The organism is Nocardioides sp. URHA0020 (assembly GCF_000620705.1).
In the GTDB taxonomy this organism is placed as follows: Bacteria; Actinomycetota; Actinomycetes; order Propionibacteriales; family Nocardioidaceae; genus Nocardioides.
Genome location: NZ_KK211172.1, coordinates 39,110 through 57,018, shown reverse-complemented (window position 1 = coordinate 57,018; position 17,909 = coordinate 39,110). Strand labels below are relative to the sequence as shown.

Here is a 17,909-nt window from a genome sequence, read left to right as displayed (position 1 = left end):
CAGGTAGTTAGGTCTTTGAACGATCAAAGTCGCGGTAGGGTGAGGCACGTGCGTAGAGCCAAGATCGTCTGCACCCTCGGCCCCGCGACCTCGTCGCCGCGTCGTATCCGTGAGCTCGTGTACGCCGGGATGGACGTCGCCCGGCTGAACATGAGCCACGGCTCCCACGAGGACCACGCGGAGGCCTACCGCCTCGTGCGCGAGGCCTCCGACGCCAGCGGGCACGGGGTCGGCATCTTCGCCGACCTCCAGGGCCCCAAGATCCGGCTCGAGACGTTCCCCGACGGACCGGTCCAGCTGCGCCGGGGCCAGGAGTGGATCATCACGACCCGCGACGTCGCGGGCGACGACACGATCTGCGGCACGACGTACAAGGGACTGCCCGGCGACGTCAACGTCGGCGACCCGCTGCTGATCGACGACGGCAAGATCCGGCTCCGGGTCACCGGCGTCGTCGACGGGACCGACGTGCACACCGAGGTCCTCGTCGGCGGCAAGGTCTCCAACAACAAGGGCATCAACCTGCCCGGGGTCGCGGTGTCGGTGCCCGCGCTGTCCGAGAAGGACATCGAGGACCTGCGCTTCGCGCTGCACCTCACCGTCGACTTCATCGCGTTGAGCTTCGTGCGTGACGCCAAGGACGCCGACGACGTCCGCAAGATCATGGACGAGGAGAACATCCACGTCCCGATCATCGCCAAGATCGAGAAGCCCCAGGCGATCGAGAACCTCGATGAGGTCATCGACGCCTTCGACGGCTTCATGGTCGCTCGTGGTGACCTCGCCGTGGAGTGCCCGCTCGAGGACGTGCCGTTCCTGCAGAAGCAGATCGTGCGCAAGGCCCGCCTGCACGCCAAGCCGGTCATCGTCGCGACGCAGATGCTCGAGTCGATGATCAGCAGTCCGGCGCCGACTCGCGCCGAGGCCTCCGACGTCGCCAACGCCGTGCTCGACGGCGCCGACGCGGTCATGCTCTCCGGCGAGACGAGCGTGGGGGAGTACCCCGTGCACACCGTCGAGACGATGGCCCGGATCATCACCTCGACCGAGGAGCACGCGATCGCGTCGGGCGACGGTGCCGGCGTCTTCGCCAAGATCGACTGGGACCCGCACACCCGTTCCGGCGTCATCGCCAAGGCGGCCGAGGAGGTCGCCGAGCGGGTCGAGGCCAAGTACGTCGTCGCCTTCACCACCAGCGGTGACTCCGCTCGCCGGATGTCGCGGTTGCGCGGGTCCGTCCCGGTGCTCGCCTTCACGCCCGTCCCCGCCGTGCGCTCCCAGCTCGCGCTGAGCTGGGGCGTGGAGACGTTCCTGACGCAGATGGTCGAGCACACCGACGAGATGGTCCGGCAGGTCGACGACCAGCTGCTGCAGATCGGTCGGGTCACCGAGGGCGACCTCGTGGTGATCATCGCCGGCGCGCCTCCCGGGATCCCGGGGTCCACCAACGCGCTGCGGATCCACCGGATGGGTGACGCGATCAACGAGGTCGCTCCGGCGTACCGGCGCCAGCCGCGCTGATCGTCGGCGTCGCCGCGCTCCTGGTCACCTCACGACTGGATTTCGAGACGCGTCGCATCCCTCGTCGCTTCGCTCCGAGGCATGCCGACGCTCCTCAATCTCCTCGCAGCGCCTCAGGCCTCGCAGGCTCGGCCTGAGGCTCGGAAACTGCCACCGGGGGTAGTCGTAGCGCTTCTTCTCGCCGGCGACCATTCATGTCGCCCAGTTCCGCACCCGGCAGCCGTCCGAGTGGAACAGGCCGCGCAGGGACGCGGCCGGACGTCGTCGACGATCGCACCCGTACGCCGCGTCGCGCGACACTCGCAGGGTGAAGCAACGGCGCGCGGCGGAGAGGTGTCCGTCGCCGAGGTAGAGGCGAGCAGAGCGGCGTACGCCGAGCGGTCGAGCTCGGTGGGCGTGCATCGAGGGCAGGCGGCCGGGACGCGCCGTCGCCCGCTCGGCAGAGCTGGGACAGGGAGCCGTGCCTCAGGAGCTCGAGGGCTCGCTCCCGCACCTGGTCGTCGTACCCATGTCGATCGTCGGTCGCAGCGCCGACATCGGTGGAGGAGCGGTGCCCCGGGTGGGATTCGAACCCACACTGGATGGTGTTTGAGACCACTGCCTCTGCCGTTGGGCTACCGGGGCCGGCAAGCCGCGAGAACCCTATCGAAGCATCGGCGGCGAGACGTCCTTGGCTGAAGTCGATTGAAATACTACAGTTTGAGCGGCGAGGATGCTCGGGCAGGGGAGGTCGACATGTGGATGCCGTGGCAGCAGGTCAGCGGATGGGCGCGCGCGAGCAACGAGCGGGCGATCGGCAACGCCCGGACCGCCACCACCATCTGCAGCCGCACCCGCGTGGAGCGCGAGGACGTCGAGCTGTTCCTGCGCAGTCGCGAGACCTCCGCAGCGCCCATCGGGCGGGCGGCGCCGCGTCCAGCGTGACGGGCGGACGGCGTACGACGTCGCCCGGGCCGATAGCCTGCTGCCGTGACGCAGCCGATCGACCAACCGACCCCGGGCCCGGTGGCCCGCCGGGTCGTCATCGCGGAGGACGAGGTCCTCATCCGGATGGACCTCGCGGAGATGCTCTCCGATGAGGGGTACGACGTCGTCGGCCAGGCCGGTGACGGCGCCAGGGCCATCGAGCTCGCTGAGGAGCTGCGGCCCGACCTGGTGATCCTCGACGTGAAGATGCCCGTCCTCGACGGCATCGCCGCGGCCGAGCGGATCGCGAGCCAGCGGATCGCCCCCGTCGTCATCCTGACGGCGTTCTCCCAACGTGACCTGGTGGAGCGGGCCCGCGACGCCGGCGCGATGGCCTACCTGGTCAAGCCCTTCAGCCAGACCGACCTGGTGCCGGCGATCGAGATGGCGGTCAGCCGCTTCGCCGAGCTGTCGATGCTCGAGGCCGAGGTCGCCGACCTCACCGAGCGCCTCGAGACCCGCAAGGCCGTCGAGCGCGCCAAGAACGTCCTGCAGGAGCAGCTCAAGCTCTCCGAGCCCGATGCGTTCCGCTGGATCCAGAAGACGGCCATGGATCTGCGCCTCTCCATGCGGCAGGTCGCCGACGGGGTCATCGCCCACGGCCCGGGCCTCGCACGCTGAGCCGACGTCTCCGTCAGATCACGCTTCGGTAAAGCCTGGCTGCGACCCGCCGTACAACAGCGACGTAGTGGCGCTTCGCTCACCGTTCACCCTTAGACTGCCGACCGAACCCGGCCGGGTTCTGGAATTGGGAGGACCGAGTTGAAGTCTCGACACGTCGTCCGCGAGCGGTCGGTAGCCAGGGGGGTAGCGGGTCTCATCCTCGCCCTCCTGCTGGCGCCGGTCCTCGCGATGATTTCCTCGGGGGCGGCCAACGCCGTCGATACGCTGTGCCTGCCCAGCCCTGACAAGGGCTGCATCGCGGGCACCATCCGCACGGAGGACGGCCCGCTCGCCGATGTGAAGCTGACCATCACCGACGAGGCCGGCACCGCCACCGAGGTCACCACGAGCGACACCGGCAAGTGGAACTTCCAGGCCGACACCGAGGGCACGTACGTCGTCAAGGTCGACGAGTCCTCGCTGCCCAAGGACCTGGACGTCGCCACCGGCACGGTGACGGTCGTGACGAAGTTCGGCGTCACCAAGCCGGGCCTCCTGACGATCCGGACGGCCAACTACAGCGACTCGACCAGCAAGGCCGACGAGCTGGTCCAGAGCACGGTCAACGGCCTGCGCCTCGGCCTGCTCCTCGCGCTCGCCTCGGTCGGCCTCTCCCTGATCTACGGCACCACCGGGCTCTCCAACTTCGCCCACGCCGAGCAGGTCACCCTGGGCGGCATCCTGGGCTACTTCCTGATCAACCAGCACGGCCTCGGGCTCTGGTTCGGTGGCCTGGTGGTGGTGCTGCTGTGTGCCTTCACCGGGTGGTTCCAGGACCGGGTCCTGTGGCAACCGCTCCGGCGCCGGGGCCTGGGTCTGACCCAGATGATGATCGTGACGATCGGGCTCTCGCTCGCGCTGCAGTACGTGTACCAGTACACGGTCGGCGCCCGCACGGTCCGCGTCGTGCAGGACAACCCGTCCGTGCGCTCGATCGGCCCGGTCACGATCACCAACCAGTCGATCGTGGCGATGGTGATCTCGGTGATCGTGCTCGCCGCGGTCGGCTACGCCCTGCTGCGCACCCGGATCGGCCGCGCCACCCGCGCGGTCTCCGACAACCCTGCTCTCGCCTCCGCGTCCGGCATCGACACCGACCGGGTGATCCGCCTGGTGTGGATCGTCGCGATGGGGCTCGCGGGACTCTCCGGCCTGCTCTACGCGCTGGTGACCAACGGCATCAAGTGGGACTCCGGCCTCCAGATCCTGCTGCTGCTCTTCGCGGCGGTGACGCTCGGTGGCCTCGGTACGGCGTTCGGCGCCCTCGTCGGTGCCATCGTCATCGGCCTGGTCGTGGAGCTCTCACCGGTCCTGGGCATGCCCGGCGACTTCAAGTACGCGACCGCGCTGCTGATCCTGATCCTGCTCCTGCTCGTGCGACCCCAGGGTCTGCTCGGCAAGCCGCAGCGGATCGGTTAAGGGGAGGACTGACAGACCATGGACACCATCCAGTTCATCCTCAACGGCATGATGCGCGAGGCGCTCTCGCCGCAGACCGCGGCGGTCGCGATCGCCGTCATCGGCCTCAACATCCACTTCGGCTTCACCGGCCTGCTCAACATGGGCCAGTCGGGCTTCATGCTGCTCGGCGCCTACGGGTTCGCGATCTCGATCTGGCACGGCCTGCCGATGATCGTCGGCGTCCTGTTCGGCTTCGGTGCGGCGTTCATCTTCGCGCTGGTGCTCGGTGCACCCACCCTGAAGCTGCGCGGTGACTACCTCGCCATCGTCACGATCTCGGCGGCCGAGATCATCCGGTACGTCGGCAGGTCGGCCCTCCTGGTCGACTTCACCGGCTCGGCCCAGGGCATCCCCGGCAGCCAGTACCGCACGCCGTTCGCGAACCTGTCGTTCTTCGGGAGCGGCCAGTTCACGCTGATCCCGTTCAACTACACCGACGTCGCCGACGGCGCGGCCTGGGTCCGGATCATCGGCTGGCTCGTGGCCATCGCCGTGATCGTGCTGATCGTGCTGCGCTTCCGCAGCGGTGGCGCCTTCCGCGGGATCGCCCAGGCGGCCGGCATGGTCGGCCTGCTGGTCTTCGGCCTGCTGCTGCTCTTCTTCCTCTTCCCGGTGCCCCAGCAGAGCACCGGCGTCAACGGCTGGTGGGTGCGCTTCGTCGCCTGGATCCTGGTGGCCGTCAGCACGCTGGTCGTCTACCTGCTGGTCCGCAGCCCGTGGGGGCGTCTGCTCCGCGGCATCCGGGAGGACGAGGACGCGGTCCGCTCGCTGGGCAAGAACGTCTTCTCGATCAAGATGCAGGCGCTCATCATCGGTGGACTCTTCGGCGCCCTCGGCGGCATCGTGTACGTGCTGCCGGCCAGCGTGCAGCCCGACTCGATGGGTCGCTCGCTGACGTTCTTCTGCTACACCGCGCTGCTGCTCGGCGGTGCCGCGACCATCTTCGGACCGGTCCTCGGCTCGGTGCTGTTCTTCGCGGCCCGCATCGGCATCAAGTACACCGCCGCGGCGTACGTCCCCGACAGCATCATGAACAACCAGCAGACGGAGCAGTTCTCCTACATCGTCGTCGGTGTCGCGCTGATGTTGATCGTGATCTTCCGACCACAAGGCATCCTGGGTAACAAGAGGGAGCTGCGATTCAATGTCTGACCACATGACCCAACCCGCCGTCGGCGCGATGGCCGACCCGGCGGCCCGGCTGGCGCTGACGTCCGGCTTCGAGGCCACGCCGGGCGCGACCAAGCCCGACGCGATCCTGCGGGTGGACAACATCGTCCGGCAGTTCGGCGGCATGACGGCCGTCGACGTGCAGCACCTCGAGGTGCAGCGCGGCCTCATCACGGCGCTGATCGGCCCGAACGGTGCCGGCAAGACGACGTTCTTCAACCTGATCACCGGCTTCGACAAGCCGACCACGGCCGGCAAGGGCGCCCACTGGGAGTTCGACGGCAGGACGATCGACAAGACGTCGGCCTCCAGCGTCGCGCGGTCCGGCATGGTCCGCACCTTCCAGCTCACCAAGGCGCTCAGCGCCATGACGGTCATCGACAACATGATGCTCGGCGCCCAGGACCAGGCCGGCGAGAACCTCTTCAAGTCGATGTTCCGCGGCACCTGGGGCAAGCAGGAGAAGGAGAACGAGGCCAAGGCCGACGAGCTCCTGGCCCGCTTCAAGCTCCTCGAGAAGAAGCACGACTACGCGGGCAGCCTCTCGGGCGGCCAGCGCAAGCTCCTCGAGATGGCCCGGGCGCTGATGAGCGACCCCAAGATGATCATGCTCGACGAGCCGATGGCCGGCGTGAACCCGGCGTTGACCCAGTCGCTGCTCGGTCACATCCAGAACCTGCGCGACGAGGGCATGACCGTGCTGTTCGTCGAGCACGACATGCACGTCGTACGCCACATCTCCGACTGGGTCGCGGTGATGGCCGAGGGCCGACTGGTCGCCGAGGGATCGGCCGACACCGTCATGTCGGACCCGGCCGTGATCGACGCCTACCTCGGGGCGCACCACGACACCGACCTCGGTGACGACGCGCTGCTCACCGACGAGGCGCTCGAGGAGCTCGCCGAAGAGGTGGCGGCCGAGGATGCAGTACGTCAGGCCGAAGAAGAGGCGGAGGGACCGAAATGACCCAGCAGCAGAGTGGCGGCACCGCCACCGAGACGCGCAAGGCCGTCGTCGAGGCCAAGGACGTCGTCGCCGGCTACATCCCCGGGGTCAACATCCTCAACGGCTGCAGCCTGGTCGCCTACCCCGGCGAGATGATCGGCATCATCGGCCCGAACGGCGCCGGCAAGTCGACGTTGCTCAAGGCGATGTTCGGCCTGGTCAAGGTGCACTCCGGCTCGGTGACCCTGGGGGACCGGGACATCACCAACCTGCGCACCAACCAGCTCGTCGAGATGGGTGTCGGCTTCGTGCCGCAGACCAACAACGTCTTCCCCTCGCTGAGCATCGAGGAGAACCTCCGGATGGGCCTCTTCCTGCGGCCCAAGAAGACCCGCGAGCGTCTCGACGCGATGTGGGACCTCTTCCCGGTCCTCCACGACCGCCGCAACCAGAGCGCGGGCGCGCTGTCCGGCGGCGAGCGTCAGTCCCTGGCCATGGCCAGGGCCCTGATGATGGAGCCGTCGGTGCTGCTCCTCGACGAGCCGTCCGCGGGTCTGTCGCCGGTGCGCCAGGACGAGACCTTCCTGCGCACCCGCCGCATCAACAAGACCGGCGTCTGCGTGGTGATGGTGGAGCAGAACGCCCGCCGGTGCCTGCAGATCTGCGACCGCGGCTACGTGCTCGACCAGGGCAAGGACGCCCACACCGGCACCGGTCGTGACCTCGCGAACGACCCCAAGGTCATCGCGCTCTACCTGGGCACGCTGGCCGAGGACGTCGACAGCGAGCGCGAGCAGCACTGACCGACCTGCACCGCGACATCGGAGTCTTCGCCGAGGCCTGCCGGGGCCTGCAGAGACCTGGTGCCTGCGCCTGGGTGTGGCTGACCTTCGGCTCGACTGAGGCGACGCAGCGTGCGTCGGTCACGCACCCGGGGCGTGGCTGAAGAGTGCGGCTGCGTTGTCGTGCTCGATGCCGGCGAGCTCCGCGCGCGTGAGTCCGGCCTGCGCGAGGCCGTCTGTGTTGGTGACGATGACGTCGTGAGGTGCCGCTCCGCTGTCCGTGCCGTAGAGGATGTGATCGGCGCCCACGAGGTCGATCGCGGCGCTGAGGACGCCTGGCGAGCCCGAGAGTGCGGTGTCGAGGTAGAGCCCGGAAAGGCTCGCGGCGACCTCTGCCGGAGTGGCACCGGGATGCTCGTCCCGTGGTGCGACGAGTCCGGCCAGGCTGCTCACCCGCCATGCCAGGGCGGGGAGTGCCCCGCCACAGTGGGCGACGACGACGCGGAGCTCGGGATGCCGTGAGAACACGCCGGCGTAGACCGCGTCGACGACGGAGCGGAAGGTGTCCAGCGGGAACTCGACCAGGAACGGGGGTCGGTCGAGCGCCAGCGGTCCTGCGAGCGGGTTCTGTGCGGGGTGAACGAACACGGGCACGTCGCGAGCCGCTGCTTCGGCGAACAGTGGCTCGTACCAGGGGTCGCCGAGGTAGCGGCCTGCTGCGTTGCTGCCCAGTGCGATGCCGTGCAGACCCAGATCGTCGAGCGCGCGACGTGCCTCTGCGACGGCGGCGTCGATGTCGTCGCCCGGGACGGTGGCGAAGGCGCCGAAGCGCTCCGGTGCGTCAGTGATGATCTCGGCGAACTTGTCGTTCACCGCTCGCGCCACGGTCCCCGGGGATGGCTGGTCGTCAGGTGCTCGGTGCACGGGAAGCGCGGGGAGCGACAGGTACTGCCGTCGGATCCTCAGCCGGTCGAGCTGTCGCAGGGCGTGGTCGGTGTCCCACCGGGCCCACGGTGCCCGGCGAGGATCCGGGCCGTGGCGCAGGTCGACCGGGAAGTGGGCATGGACGTCGATCCGGTGCGCGGTCATGGCCGTGCTCAGCTCGTCGACAGGAGCTGGCCGCGTCGCCAGACGCCGCGGACGTTCAGCGTGTCGCCGATGGTCGTCAGTGGGTCACCGTCGACGAGAAGAAGATCGGCACGCAGTCCCTCCGCGATGCGGCCTCGGTCGTCGAGCCCGAAGCGCCGCGCGGTGGTCGAGGTCGCGGCGCGGAGAGCCTCAGCGGGGCTGAGCCCCGCGCGCACCAGGTACTGCAGCTCGTGGTGGACGCTGGCGCCGTGTGCGAGCCCGCCCATGAAGGGCAGTGCGACTGAGGCGTCGGTGCCGACCAGCAGGTCGATGCCCGCGTCATGGAGCGCCTTCGCACTCGCCAGCACGTCGTCGAGGCTTCCCTGGGGGTAGTGGTTGAAGCTCGATCGCAGTGTGGTGTCCCAGTCGGCGTCGAGCCTGGTGGCCACCCGGTCGTCATCGGCCAGATCACGTCCGGTGATCCCCATCATCGAGGCGTCCAGGACGATGCAGGGGACGAAGAAGACACCCGCGTCCACGGCGAGGTCGATGATCTCTGTGGTGTGGGGACCGTCCATGAACAGGTGGGCGAGGCCGTCGATGCCCGCCTCGATCGCCATGCGGGTCGCGTCCACGGTGAGGGCGTGGGCGATGGTGAGCATGCCGTGCCTCTTGGCTTCGGCGACACCGGCGTTGAGGGTCGCCTGGTCGAGCATCGGCAGTCCGGGATGTCCTTCGACGCTGCCGTCGTCGACCATGAACTTGATGTAGTCCGAGCCACGCTCGATCAGCTGTGGGATGAAGGCCACCGCCTGCTCCGGCGTGGTCGAGAACGGCATGAGGGGAGGCAGCCCGGGCGGCGGCTGCGCGCCCGGAGGCGGGCCCGGTCGGAAGCCTTCCGGGAACAGCTCGCTGGGGTGGCCGCCGGGAGGCGTGATGCCGAAGCCGGCCGAGCGGACGTCGGCGACCGTGTCGTCCGCACTGATCGCCGCGCGGTTGTCGCGCGTGTTCGTGCCCTGCATCTCCAGCTCCGTGGTCACGCCGAACTGCAGCGCCAGGGCCAGCGAGTCGCGGTTGGTGTGCACGTGGGCATCGATCAGGCCAGGGAGGAGGGTCGAGCCCGAGGCGTCGACGACCTGCGACCCGGCGGGGACATCACCTCCCACCTGGACGATCTTCCCGTCCTCGATGGAGATGTTCTGGATGCCGAGCACTGCCGTGCCATCGAACACCTGTGCGCCGACGATGGTGGTCGTCATGGGATTCCCCTGTCTGTTCTACGTGCGGACGACCGTAATCTATAGCACAAGGTATGCACATCGCAATCGACATCTATATGTGCGGCGGTCGCCGTCTGCGTATGATCGGGTCGTGACCCCTGAAGCGCAGGACGAGACCTCTGCTGACGACGCGGTGCTGGGCGACGTCGGGCTTGCCCTGTCGCGGATGCGTCGCCGCACCTCGGGTGCTCGGCGCGACCTCGCGCGCAACCTGATCCTCAACATCGTCGCGGACTTCCCCGGGGAGACGACGGTGGGCCGGATGGCGGCCGAGCTGGGGGTGTCGCAGCCGGTCGCGAGCCGGAGCGTCGCCGGCTGCATCACCGCCGGCCTGCTCCGTCGGGAGGCATCCCAGGATGACGGTCGACGCAGCGTCCTGCAGCTGACCGACGCCGGCCACGCCGAGCGCCGCCGCCTGGCCGACGAACAGGCCGCCGTGTTCCAGCAGATCACCGAAGCATGGAGCCCCGACGAGCAAGCCGACTTCGCCCGGTATCTCGTCCGGTACAGCCGGGATGCCGATGCCTGGGCTCGCGCTGCTCGCGGAGGAGCGTCCTAGAAGGTCGGCGACGGCGGCCCTGCTGCCGTCCGGGTCTGAGCATGACGAAGGGCCCCGGACCGTGAGGTCCGGGGCCCTTCGCGTGGTGCGGGTGGGTGATCGTCAGACGATCACCCGGGAATCACTTGGAGCCCTCGACCGTGGTCGAGAGGATGTTCTTGTTGTCAGCGTCGTACTTGTAGATGCCGACGAACGCCGACGACGGGTCGTTCTCCTTGTCGATCGGACCGATGCCCGAGGGACCCGTGTACTTGATCTCCTTGCCGTCGTCGAGGAGCTTGGTGCAGTCGGCGTACGACTTGCACTCCTCGCCGTCGGTGGAACCGGAGACGGCGGCGTAGTTCTTCTGCACCGTCACCGAGTCGGTCGCGCCGCCCTTGTAGGCAGCGAGCGCGGCCAGGATCGTCGCGTCGTAGGACTCAGCGCCGTAGGAGAAGTCCTTCAGCGGAGCGCCCTCGCCGACCTCGGCCCAGCCGCTGAGCCGGTCCTTGAAGCTGGCGTCCGGGTCGGCACCGGGGATGGTGCCCTGAGCGCCCTCGAGGGTGCCCTTGGCGAAGTCGGCGCTGAAGTCGGACGTGTTGCCGTCGGTCAGGTAGACCTTCGACATGTCCCAGCCCTGCGACTTCAGCTCGGGAATGATCGACTTCGTCTCGTCGAAGGCGAGCACCACGATCGCGTCCGGCTTGGAGGCGAGCACACCGCTGACCTCGGCCGAGAACGTGGTCTGGCCGGCGGGGAACTCGTCGCCGTCGCCCTTGCAACCGTAGGTGCAGGAGCCACCAGCGGCCTTCACCGTCTCCTCGACGACGTTGCGCAGACCGGTGCCGTAGGTGTCGTTGAACACCAGGAAGCCGACCTTCGTGTAGCCGTCGGTGGTGATCAGGGTGCCCAGCGCGTTGCCCTGGACGCCGTCCGGCGGAGCCGTCCGGAAGTAGAACGGAGAGTAGCCACTGAGGTCGACGGCGGTGTTGGCCGGCGAGACCTCGGTGATCTTGTTGTCCGCGAAGGTGTCGACGACGTTCAGCGAGACGCTGGACGACGCGGCACCGACCACGACGGACGGCTTGCTGGCGATGAGCGTGCCCGCGGATGCGGTGGAGACCGACATGTCGGTCGAGTCACCGGAGTCCTGGACGTCGTGGCAGGCCTTGGCGCCCTTGACGCCTCCGGCCGCGTTGATGTCCGAGACCGCAAGACCGACGCCCGCGATCTCGGGGGGCCCGAGGAACGCGAGGTTGCCGGTGAGCGGCAGGATGCCGCCGACGCGGAGAGCGTCGGCGCTGGTCTGGTTGGCAGCGCACTTGTCGTTGGTGAACTTGTCGGCTGCCGGAGCCGACTTAGATGCGCTGTCGCTTGCCTTCGGCTCCGCGCTGTCGTCGGAGTCGCTGCCACAGGCTGTGAGGGCAAGGCCGAGGACGGCTGTGCCCGCCATCAGCCGTACCCAGGTGGCGGTTGTGGATCGATTCACGGGGTGAACCTTTCTGTCGCGTTGAGGCACTACACCGCGCCCGCCCTCCCGAAAGGTTGGGCATAGCCATGCCACCGTAGGACTGGCCAGAGGGTGCGGTGTCGTACGGCACCCTGTCGTTAGCGAACCGTTACGTCAATGAAGCGCGCCCACGACGGTCACCAGTACCGGCGCGACGAGCAGCGCGGGGAGCAGGTCCGCGACCGGGATCTCCCGGACCCGGAGGAGCCGCAGCGCGACGCCGACGAGCAGCAGTCCGCCGGTCGCGGTGATGGCGATGAGCTGAGCGTCGGGCAGGACGTCGCCCAGGGCGAGGCCCAGGAGCGTCAGGCTGCCCTGCACCGCGATGATCGTGACCGCGCTGGCCGCGACGCCCCAGCCGAACGACGCCGCGAACGCGATCGCCGCGAAGCCGTCGAGCGCGGACTTGAGGAAGAGCTGATCCGCGCCGTTGCCGAGCCCGTCGTTCAGCGAGCCGAGGATCGTGAGCGGGCCGGTGCAGAAGATCAGCGAGGACACCACGAAGCCCTCGATGAACCGGTGCCGGTCGGCGGAGTCGGCGGCACCGGCGAGCCGGCGCTGCAGCCAGCCGCCCAGCGACTCGACGCGCGACTCCAGCCGCAGCAGCGAGCCGACGATCCCGCCGATGAGCAGCGCGCCGAGCACGATCAGCATCGGGGCGCTGTCGCCGACGGTGTCGGACAGGTCGTCGTCGAGCACCGCCATCGCGGACGTGCCGGCGATCAGCAACGTGACCAGGCCGAGGGAGTCGGTGACCAGGTCGCGGGTGCGGATCGGCAGCCGGTTGCCGAGGAGCACACCGATCAGGCTGCCGATCAGCACAGCGGCGACGTTGACGACGGTGCCGAGACCGGGGATCAAGGGACTCCTCTGACAGGACGGGGAGGCCGAGCGTAGTCTCTACTGCTGGAGCCGCGTTCGGGGGATACGGACGCGCGGCAGTTCTCCGGAAGGTCGAATAGGCATGGTGCGATGAATCGCTCCCTGGTGATGCTCCGCTCGGTGACCCTCGAGGACTCGACGCATCTGGCGGAGGTCTGGACCGACGTGATCCGTCGGGTCGGACCCGAGGACCAGGCGGCCGACATGGAGGCCGTGATCGTCGCCGTGCTGGCCTCCGACAGCCAGCGCATCGTCGTCGCCGAGTACGACGGCAAGTTCGCCGGAGCCGTCCATCTGGAGCACACGACCATGTCGGCGATCAACACCGAGCCCGTCGTGCGCGCGCTCTCCCCGCACGTGCTCGCGCCGTACCGGCGCCACGGCATCGGCACCGCGCTCATGGAGTCCGCGGTGACCTGGGCCGAGGAGCTCGGGATCTCGCACGTCGCCACGGCGGCGGTCGCCGGGTCGCGCGACGCCAACCGGTTCATGGCGCGCATCGCGCTCGGCCCGTACGCCGTCCTCCGGGTCGCCACGACCCACTCGGTCCGCAGCCGGCTGAGCGCTCACCGGCGACCGGCCGGCGCCGGCAACGGCCGTCAGCTCACCCAGGTGCTCGCCGCCCGCCGGTCGCTGCGCAGGAGCCGGGCCGGCGCCGAGGGTTAGCGGGGACCCGACCGGCGGGTCCGGACCCAGCGAGGTCGAGCCCCGACCTCAGCCTGCGAAGCGGTCGCTGGGCAGCAGTGCGCAGCTGATCCGCGAGGTGCAGACCCGCTTGCCGCGCTCGTCGGTGATGACGACCTCGTAGGTCGCCATCGTGCGCCCCAGGTGGATGGCGGTCGCGACGCCGGTCACCGTGCCGGAGGTGGCGGAGCGGTGGTGCGTCGCATTGATCTCGGTGCCGACCGCCACCTTGTCGGGGTAGGCGTGCGCCGCGGAGCCGACCGAGCCGAGGGTCTCGGCCAGCACCACCGACGCCCCGCCGTGCAGGAGGCCGTAGGGCTGGGTGTTGCCGTCGACCGGCATGGTGCCGACGACGCGCTCGGCCGAGATCTCGAGGAGCTGGATGCCCATCTTCTCGTTGAGTCCTCCCATGCCCTGCGGCATGGCGGCGATGTAGTCCTCGACGCTCAGCTCGTCCTTGCCCGAAGTGCTCATGGCGCCATCCTGCCTGTCGGCGGGCGCCGCTAGGCTCGCGGGGTGCCTCGCCTCCTGCTCCTCGACGGTCACTCGCTCGCCTACCGCGCGTTCTTCGCGCTCCCGGTGGAGAACTTCTCGACCACGACCGGACAGCACACCAATGCCGTCTACGGCTTCACCTCGATGCTGATCAACGTGCTGCGCGACGAGCAGCCGACCCACGTCGGCGTCGCCTTCGACGTGTCGCGCCAGACCTTCCGGCTCGCGGAGTACGCCGAGTACAAGGCGAAGCGCAACAAGACGCCGGGGGAGTTCAGCAGCCAGCTGCCGCTGATCGAGGAGGTGCTCAACGCGCTGCGCATCCCGTTCCTGAAGAAGGACGGCTACGAGGCCGACGACATCATCGCCACCCTGGTCACCCAGGCGCTCGAGGACGAGGAGATGGAGGTCCTGATCCTCACCGGCGACCGCGACTCCCTCCAGCTGGTCACCGACCGGTCGACGGTCCTCTACCCCATGCGTGGGGTCTCCGACCTCGCCCGGATGACGCCCGCCGCCGTCGAGGCGAAGTACGACGTACCGCCCGCGCGCTATCCCGAGCTGGCCGCGATCGTAGGGGAGACCTCCGACAACCTCCCCGGCGTCCCCGGCGTCGGGCCGGGCTTCGCCGCCCGGTGGATCAACCAGTACGACGGCCTCGACAACGTCATCGCCCACGCCGACGAGATCACCGGCAAGAAGGGTGAGGCGCTGCGCGAGCACCTCGGCGACGTGATCCGCAACCGGCACCTCAACGCGCTGGTCCGTGACCTCGACCTCGACCTGCGCCCGGCCGAGCTCGCCGTGCAGCCGTGGGACCGCCACGAGGTGCACACGCTCTTCGACGGGCTGGAGTTCCGGGTGCTCCGGGACCGGCTGTTCGAGACGCTGACCTCGGAGGAGGAGATCGACGAGTCCGGCTTCGACCTCACGACCACGGTCCTCGGCAGCGGCGAGCTCGCCGGCTGGCTGACCCAGCACGCGACCTCGGGCGAGCGGGTCGGGGTCCACGTCTCCGGTCGCTGGGGCGCCGGCACCGGCGAGGTCGCCTCGTTGGCGCTCGCGACCGTCGACGGCACCGCCGCCTGGACCGCGGTCGACGACCTCGGGCCGGACGACCAGACCGTGCTCGCGGGCTGGCTGGCCGACACCGAGCTGCCCAAGGTGCTGCACGATGCGAAGGGGCCGATGCTCGCGCTCGCGGCGTGGGGCCTGCCGCTGGCCGGCCTGGCCCGCGACACCGCGCTGTCGGCGTACCTCGCCCGTCCCGACCAGCGCTCCTACGACCTGGCCGACCTCACGGTCCGCTACCTCAAGCGCGAGCTCAAGCAGGGCGCCACGGACGACGGCCAGCTGAGCCTCGGCCTCGAGGACGAGTCGGCCGGCGAGGTCGAGATGCTGCACGCGCGGGCGGTGCTCGACCTGGCGGCCGCCCTCGACGAGGAGCTGGAGGAGCGCGGCGGCACGGCGCTGCTCAACGACGTCGAGCTCCCGCTGGTGGACCTGCTCGCCCAGCTCGAGCAGACCGGCATCGCGGTCGACGTCGAGCACCTCGAGAGCCTGGAGAGCCACTTCGCCGCCGAGGTGCGTACGGCGGCCGAGGACGCCTACTCGGTCATCGGCAAGGAGATCAACCTGGGCTCGCCGAAGCAGCTGCAGGTGGTGCTCTTCGACGAGCTCGACATGCCGAAGACCAAGCGCACCAAGACCGGCTACACGACCGACGCCGACGCGCTGCAGGCGCTCTACGTGAAGACCGAGCACCCGTTCCTGCTCCACCTGCTGCGTCACCGCGACGTGGCGCGGCTGCGGCAGACGATCGAGGGCCTGCTCAAGACGGTCTCGACCGACGGCCGGATCCACACGACCTTCAACCAGACGATCGCCGCGACCGGGCGGCTCTCGAGCACCGACCCCAACCTGCAGAACATCCCGGTGCGCACCGAGGAGGGGCGTCGGATCCGTGAGGGGTTCGTGGTCGGCCCCGGCTTCGAGTCGCTGATGACCGCCGACTACAGCCAGATCGAGATGCGGATCATGGCGCACCTCTCCGAGGACGCCCTGCTGATCGAGGCGTTCAGGTCGGGCCGCGACTTCCACTCGATCACCGCGGCGCGGGTCTTCGACGTCCCCGCCGACGAGGTCACCAGCGAGATGCGCGCCAAGATCAAGGCGATGAACTACGGCCTCGCCTACGGCCTCTCCGCCTTCGGCCTCGGCCAGCAGCTCGGCATCGAGCCGGGGGAGGCCCGCGGCCTGATGGACGAGTACTTCCAGACGTTCGGCGGCATCCGCGACTACCTGGCCGGGGTGGTCGAGGAGGCGCGGCGTACCGGCTTCACCGAGACCATCATGGGCCGCCGGCGCTACCTGCCCGACCTGACCAGCGACAACCGGCAGCGTCGCGAGATGGCCGAGCGGATGGCGCTCAACGCCCCGATCCAGGGGTCGGCCGCCGACCTGATCAAGGTCGCGATGCTCGACGTCCAGCGCGAGCTGGTGGCGACCGGGCTACGGTCCCGGATGCTGCTCCAGGTCCACGACGAGCTCGTGTTCGACGTGGCGCCCGGCGAGCACGAGGCGCTGGAGGCGCTGGTGCGCCAGCAGATGGGTGGCGCCGCGGACCTCGCCGTCCCGCTCGACGTGTCGGTCGGCTTCGGCCGCAGCTGGCACGAAGCGGCTCACTGAGCCGGGACCGGCTCCGGCGTAGGGGCGGCCGGACGTCGGATGACGACCAGACTGATGCACAGCAGGGCCGCCAGCAGTATGGCGTCGGTGGTGATGACCACCGTCAGCAGCCCGCGCAGGGTCGAGGTCGTGAGGCCGACGCCGATGATCGTCGCCAGCGCGATCCACACCAGGTAGACCGACCGCTGGCCCTGACGGGCGAGGACCGAGTAGACGAGCAGCTGCAGCATGGCGAGGAAGGTGCCGAGGATCGCGAAGATCCACAGGTGCGCCGCGATCTCGTCGTAGTCGCTGCCGCCGACGAAGATCAGCGCCAGGTCGGGCACCACGGCGGCGCCGATCGTCACCATCGCCCCGAGCAGCGCGATCAGCGACAGGCTCGCCGTCAGGGCGCGGCGACGTCCGGTCTGGGTCGCCATCGACGGGAAGGCGATCACGACGATGAACTGCGGCAGGAAGAGCACCGCCTTGGTCAGGATCAGCCCGCCGGCGTACAGGCCCGCGTCGTGCTCGTCGAGGACGTTGCGGGCGAGCACGATGTCGACGTTGGAGAGGGCGAAGAAGGCGAGCAGGACCTGCGAGTTGTGGAAGGTCTCCTGCATCACCTGACGGAAGCCGTGCTCCTCGGTGTGCACGCCGGCGGCGCGCGGGCGACGCAGGTAGCGCCACCCGGCGATGACGGGGAAGCAGGCGCCGATCCCGGTGGCGGCCAGCGCCGTCAGCTCGCTGGGCTGCCAGGCGATCAGGGCGGTGCCGATGATCAGGCGCGGGACGCCGCTGAGCAGGTAGAGGACGGAGAGTGCTCCCCAGCGACGCTCGCCCTGGAGGATCCCGGCCTGGCCACCCATGATCGTGAACGGGATGGACACGAGTGCGAGCAGCGCCGCGGTCGGCAGGCTCTCGAGGCGGAGCACGACGTTGAGCAGAGGGGCCAGTACCAGCAGCAGCGCACCGAGCCCGACCGCGGCGCGGTAGGTGACACCGAGGATCGTGCGTTCGATCTGGGCGACGTGGCCCGGCTCCGCCGCGATCCGCCGCGCTGCGGTGGCCTGGAGACCGAGCTGGAGCACGGTGACGACCAGCAGGGTGGCCATCAGGCTGGCGAGCGCGCCGTACGACTTCGGTCCGAGCATCCGCGCCGCGATGATCGTGAAGCCGTACGTCGCGACGTTCATGACCGCCATCGACACCGCGATGGACCCGCTGCCGCTCAGGAAGGCGCTCAGCCGGCTCGATCGGGTCACGGCAGGGAAGC

16 protein-coding genes and 1 tRNA gene are annotated in these 17,909 nt (G+C 69.3%); 10 read left to right on the top strand and 7 right to left on the bottom strand.

Annotated features, from left to right (window positions below; all coding sequences use genetic code 11):
- Positions 1–48: 48 nt before the first annotated feature.
- Complete coding sequence (gene pyk / locus N542_RS0121350; protein WP_028645659.1) at positions 49–1,521, top strand: pyruvate kinase; 1,473 nt, start codon at positions 49–51, stop codon at positions 1,519–1,521.
- A 551-nt stretch (positions 1,522–2,072) separates the two neighbouring features.
- Here the strand turns inward: pyk and N542_RS0121345 are convergent.
- Positions 2,073–2,145: transfer RNA gene (locus N542_RS0121345), tRNA-Leu, on the bottom strand.
- 111 nt (positions 2,146–2,256) lie between these two features.
- Here N542_RS0121345 and N542_RS0121340 point away from each other — a divergent pair.
- The 6 genes from N542_RS0121340 (at position 2,257) to N542_RS0121315 (ending at position 7,530) form a co-directional block, all read left to right on the top strand.
- Positions 2,257–2,445, top strand: a complete 189-nt coding sequence (locus tag N542_RS0121340; RefSeq protein WP_028645658.1) for a hypothetical protein — start codon at positions 2,257–2,259, stop codon at positions 2,443–2,445.
- A 45-nt stretch (positions 2,446–2,490) separates the two neighbouring features.
- Entirely contained in the window at positions 2,491–3,108 is a 618-nt protein-coding gene (locus N542_RS0121335) for an ANTAR domain-containing response regulator (RefSeq protein WP_028645657.1), read from the top strand.
- Positions 3,109–3,339: 231 nt separating this feature from the next.
- Positions 3,340–4,569, top strand: coding sequence for a branched-chain amino acid ABC transporter permease (locus N542_RS0121330; RefSeq protein WP_081795460.1), 1,230 nt, complete (start codon positions 3,340–3,342; stop codon positions 4,567–4,569).
- Positions 4,570–4,587: 18 nt separating this feature from the next.
- Entirely contained in the window at positions 4,588–5,763 is a 1,176-nt protein-coding gene (locus N542_RS0121325; RefSeq protein ID WP_028645655.1) for a branched-chain amino acid ABC transporter permease, read from the top strand.
- Between the two features lie 4 nt (positions 5,764–5,767).
- Positions 5,768–6,748, top strand: a complete 981-nt coding sequence (locus N542_RS0121320; RefSeq protein WP_231482810.1) for an ABC transporter ATP-binding protein — start codon at positions 5,768–5,770, stop codon at positions 6,746–6,748.
- Positions 6,745–7,530: an ABC transporter ATP-binding protein gene (locus tag N542_RS0121315; RefSeq protein ID WP_028645653.1), complete on the top strand. Its 786-nt coding sequence runs from the start codon at positions 6,745–6,747 to the stop codon at positions 7,528–7,530. Before N542_RS0121320 ends, N542_RS0121315 begins: the two co-directional genes overlap by 4 nt.
- A 120-nt stretch (positions 7,531–7,650) precedes the next feature.
- Here the strand turns inward: N542_RS0121315 and N542_RS25995 are convergent, their stop codons facing one another.
- Entirely contained in the window at positions 7,651–8,598 is a 948-nt protein-coding gene (locus N542_RS25995; protein WP_036509347.1) for an amidohydrolase family protein, read from the bottom strand.
- A gap of 8 nt (positions 8,599–8,606) precedes the next feature.
- Complete coding sequence (locus N542_RS0121305; RefSeq protein ID WP_028645652.1) at positions 8,607–9,836, bottom strand: amidohydrolase family protein; 1,230 nt, start codon at positions 9,834–9,836, stop codon at positions 8,607–8,609.
- A 112-nt stretch (positions 9,837–9,948) separates the two neighbouring features.
- Between N542_RS0121305 and N542_RS0121300 the strand changes: the two genes are divergently transcribed.
- Entirely contained in the window at positions 9,949–10,416 is a 468-nt protein-coding gene (locus tag N542_RS0121300) for a MarR family winged helix-turn-helix transcriptional regulator (protein ID WP_028645651.1), read from the top strand.
- A 121-nt stretch (positions 10,417–10,537) separates the two neighbouring features.
- Here N542_RS0121300 and N542_RS0121295 read toward each other — a convergent pair whose 3' ends face one another.
- Both N542_RS0121295 and N542_RS0121290 read right to left on the bottom strand, forming a co-directional pair.
- Positions 10,538–11,884 carry an ABC transporter substrate-binding protein gene (locus tag N542_RS0121295; protein WP_028645650.1) on the bottom strand — a complete coding sequence of 449 codons (1,347 nt, stop codon included), beginning with the start codon at positions 11,882–11,884 and terminating at the stop codon, positions 10,538–10,540.
- Between the two features lie 135 nt (positions 11,885–12,019).
- Positions 12,020–12,766 (bottom strand): DUF554 domain-containing protein, encoded by a 747-nt coding sequence (locus N542_RS0121290; RefSeq protein WP_028645649.1) that lies wholly within the window; start codon positions 12,764–12,766, stop codon positions 12,020–12,022.
- A gap of 111 nt (positions 12,767–12,877) precedes the next feature.
- On the opposite strand from N542_RS0121290, the gene N542_RS0121285 reads away from it, so the two are divergent.
- On the top strand, positions 12,878–13,453 hold the full coding sequence (locus N542_RS0121285; RefSeq protein ID WP_036509342.1) for a GNAT family N-acetyltransferase: 576 nt from the start codon (positions 12,878–12,880) through the stop codon (positions 13,451–13,453).
- 48 nt (positions 13,454–13,501) lie between these two features.
- On the opposite strand, the gene N542_RS0121280 is transcribed toward N542_RS0121285, so the two are convergent.
- Entirely contained in the window at positions 13,502–13,945 is a 444-nt protein-coding gene (locus N542_RS0121280; protein WP_028645647.1) for a hotdog fold thioesterase, read from the bottom strand.
- A gap of 42 nt (positions 13,946–13,987) precedes the next feature.
- Between N542_RS0121280 and polA the strand changes: the two genes are divergently transcribed.
- On the top strand, positions 13,988–16,654 hold the full coding sequence (gene polA, locus N542_RS0121275; RefSeq protein WP_028645646.1) for a DNA polymerase I: 2,667 nt from the start codon (positions 13,988–13,990) through the stop codon (positions 16,652–16,654).
- Here polA and N542_RS0121270 read toward each other — a convergent pair.
- Entirely contained in the window at positions 16,648–17,898 is a 1,251-nt protein-coding gene (locus N542_RS0121270; protein ID WP_231482809.1) for a lipopolysaccharide biosynthesis protein, read from the bottom strand. The two genes, polA and N542_RS0121270, sit on opposite strands and share 7 nt — an antisense overlap.
- Positions 17,899–17,909 lie beyond the last annotated feature (11 nt).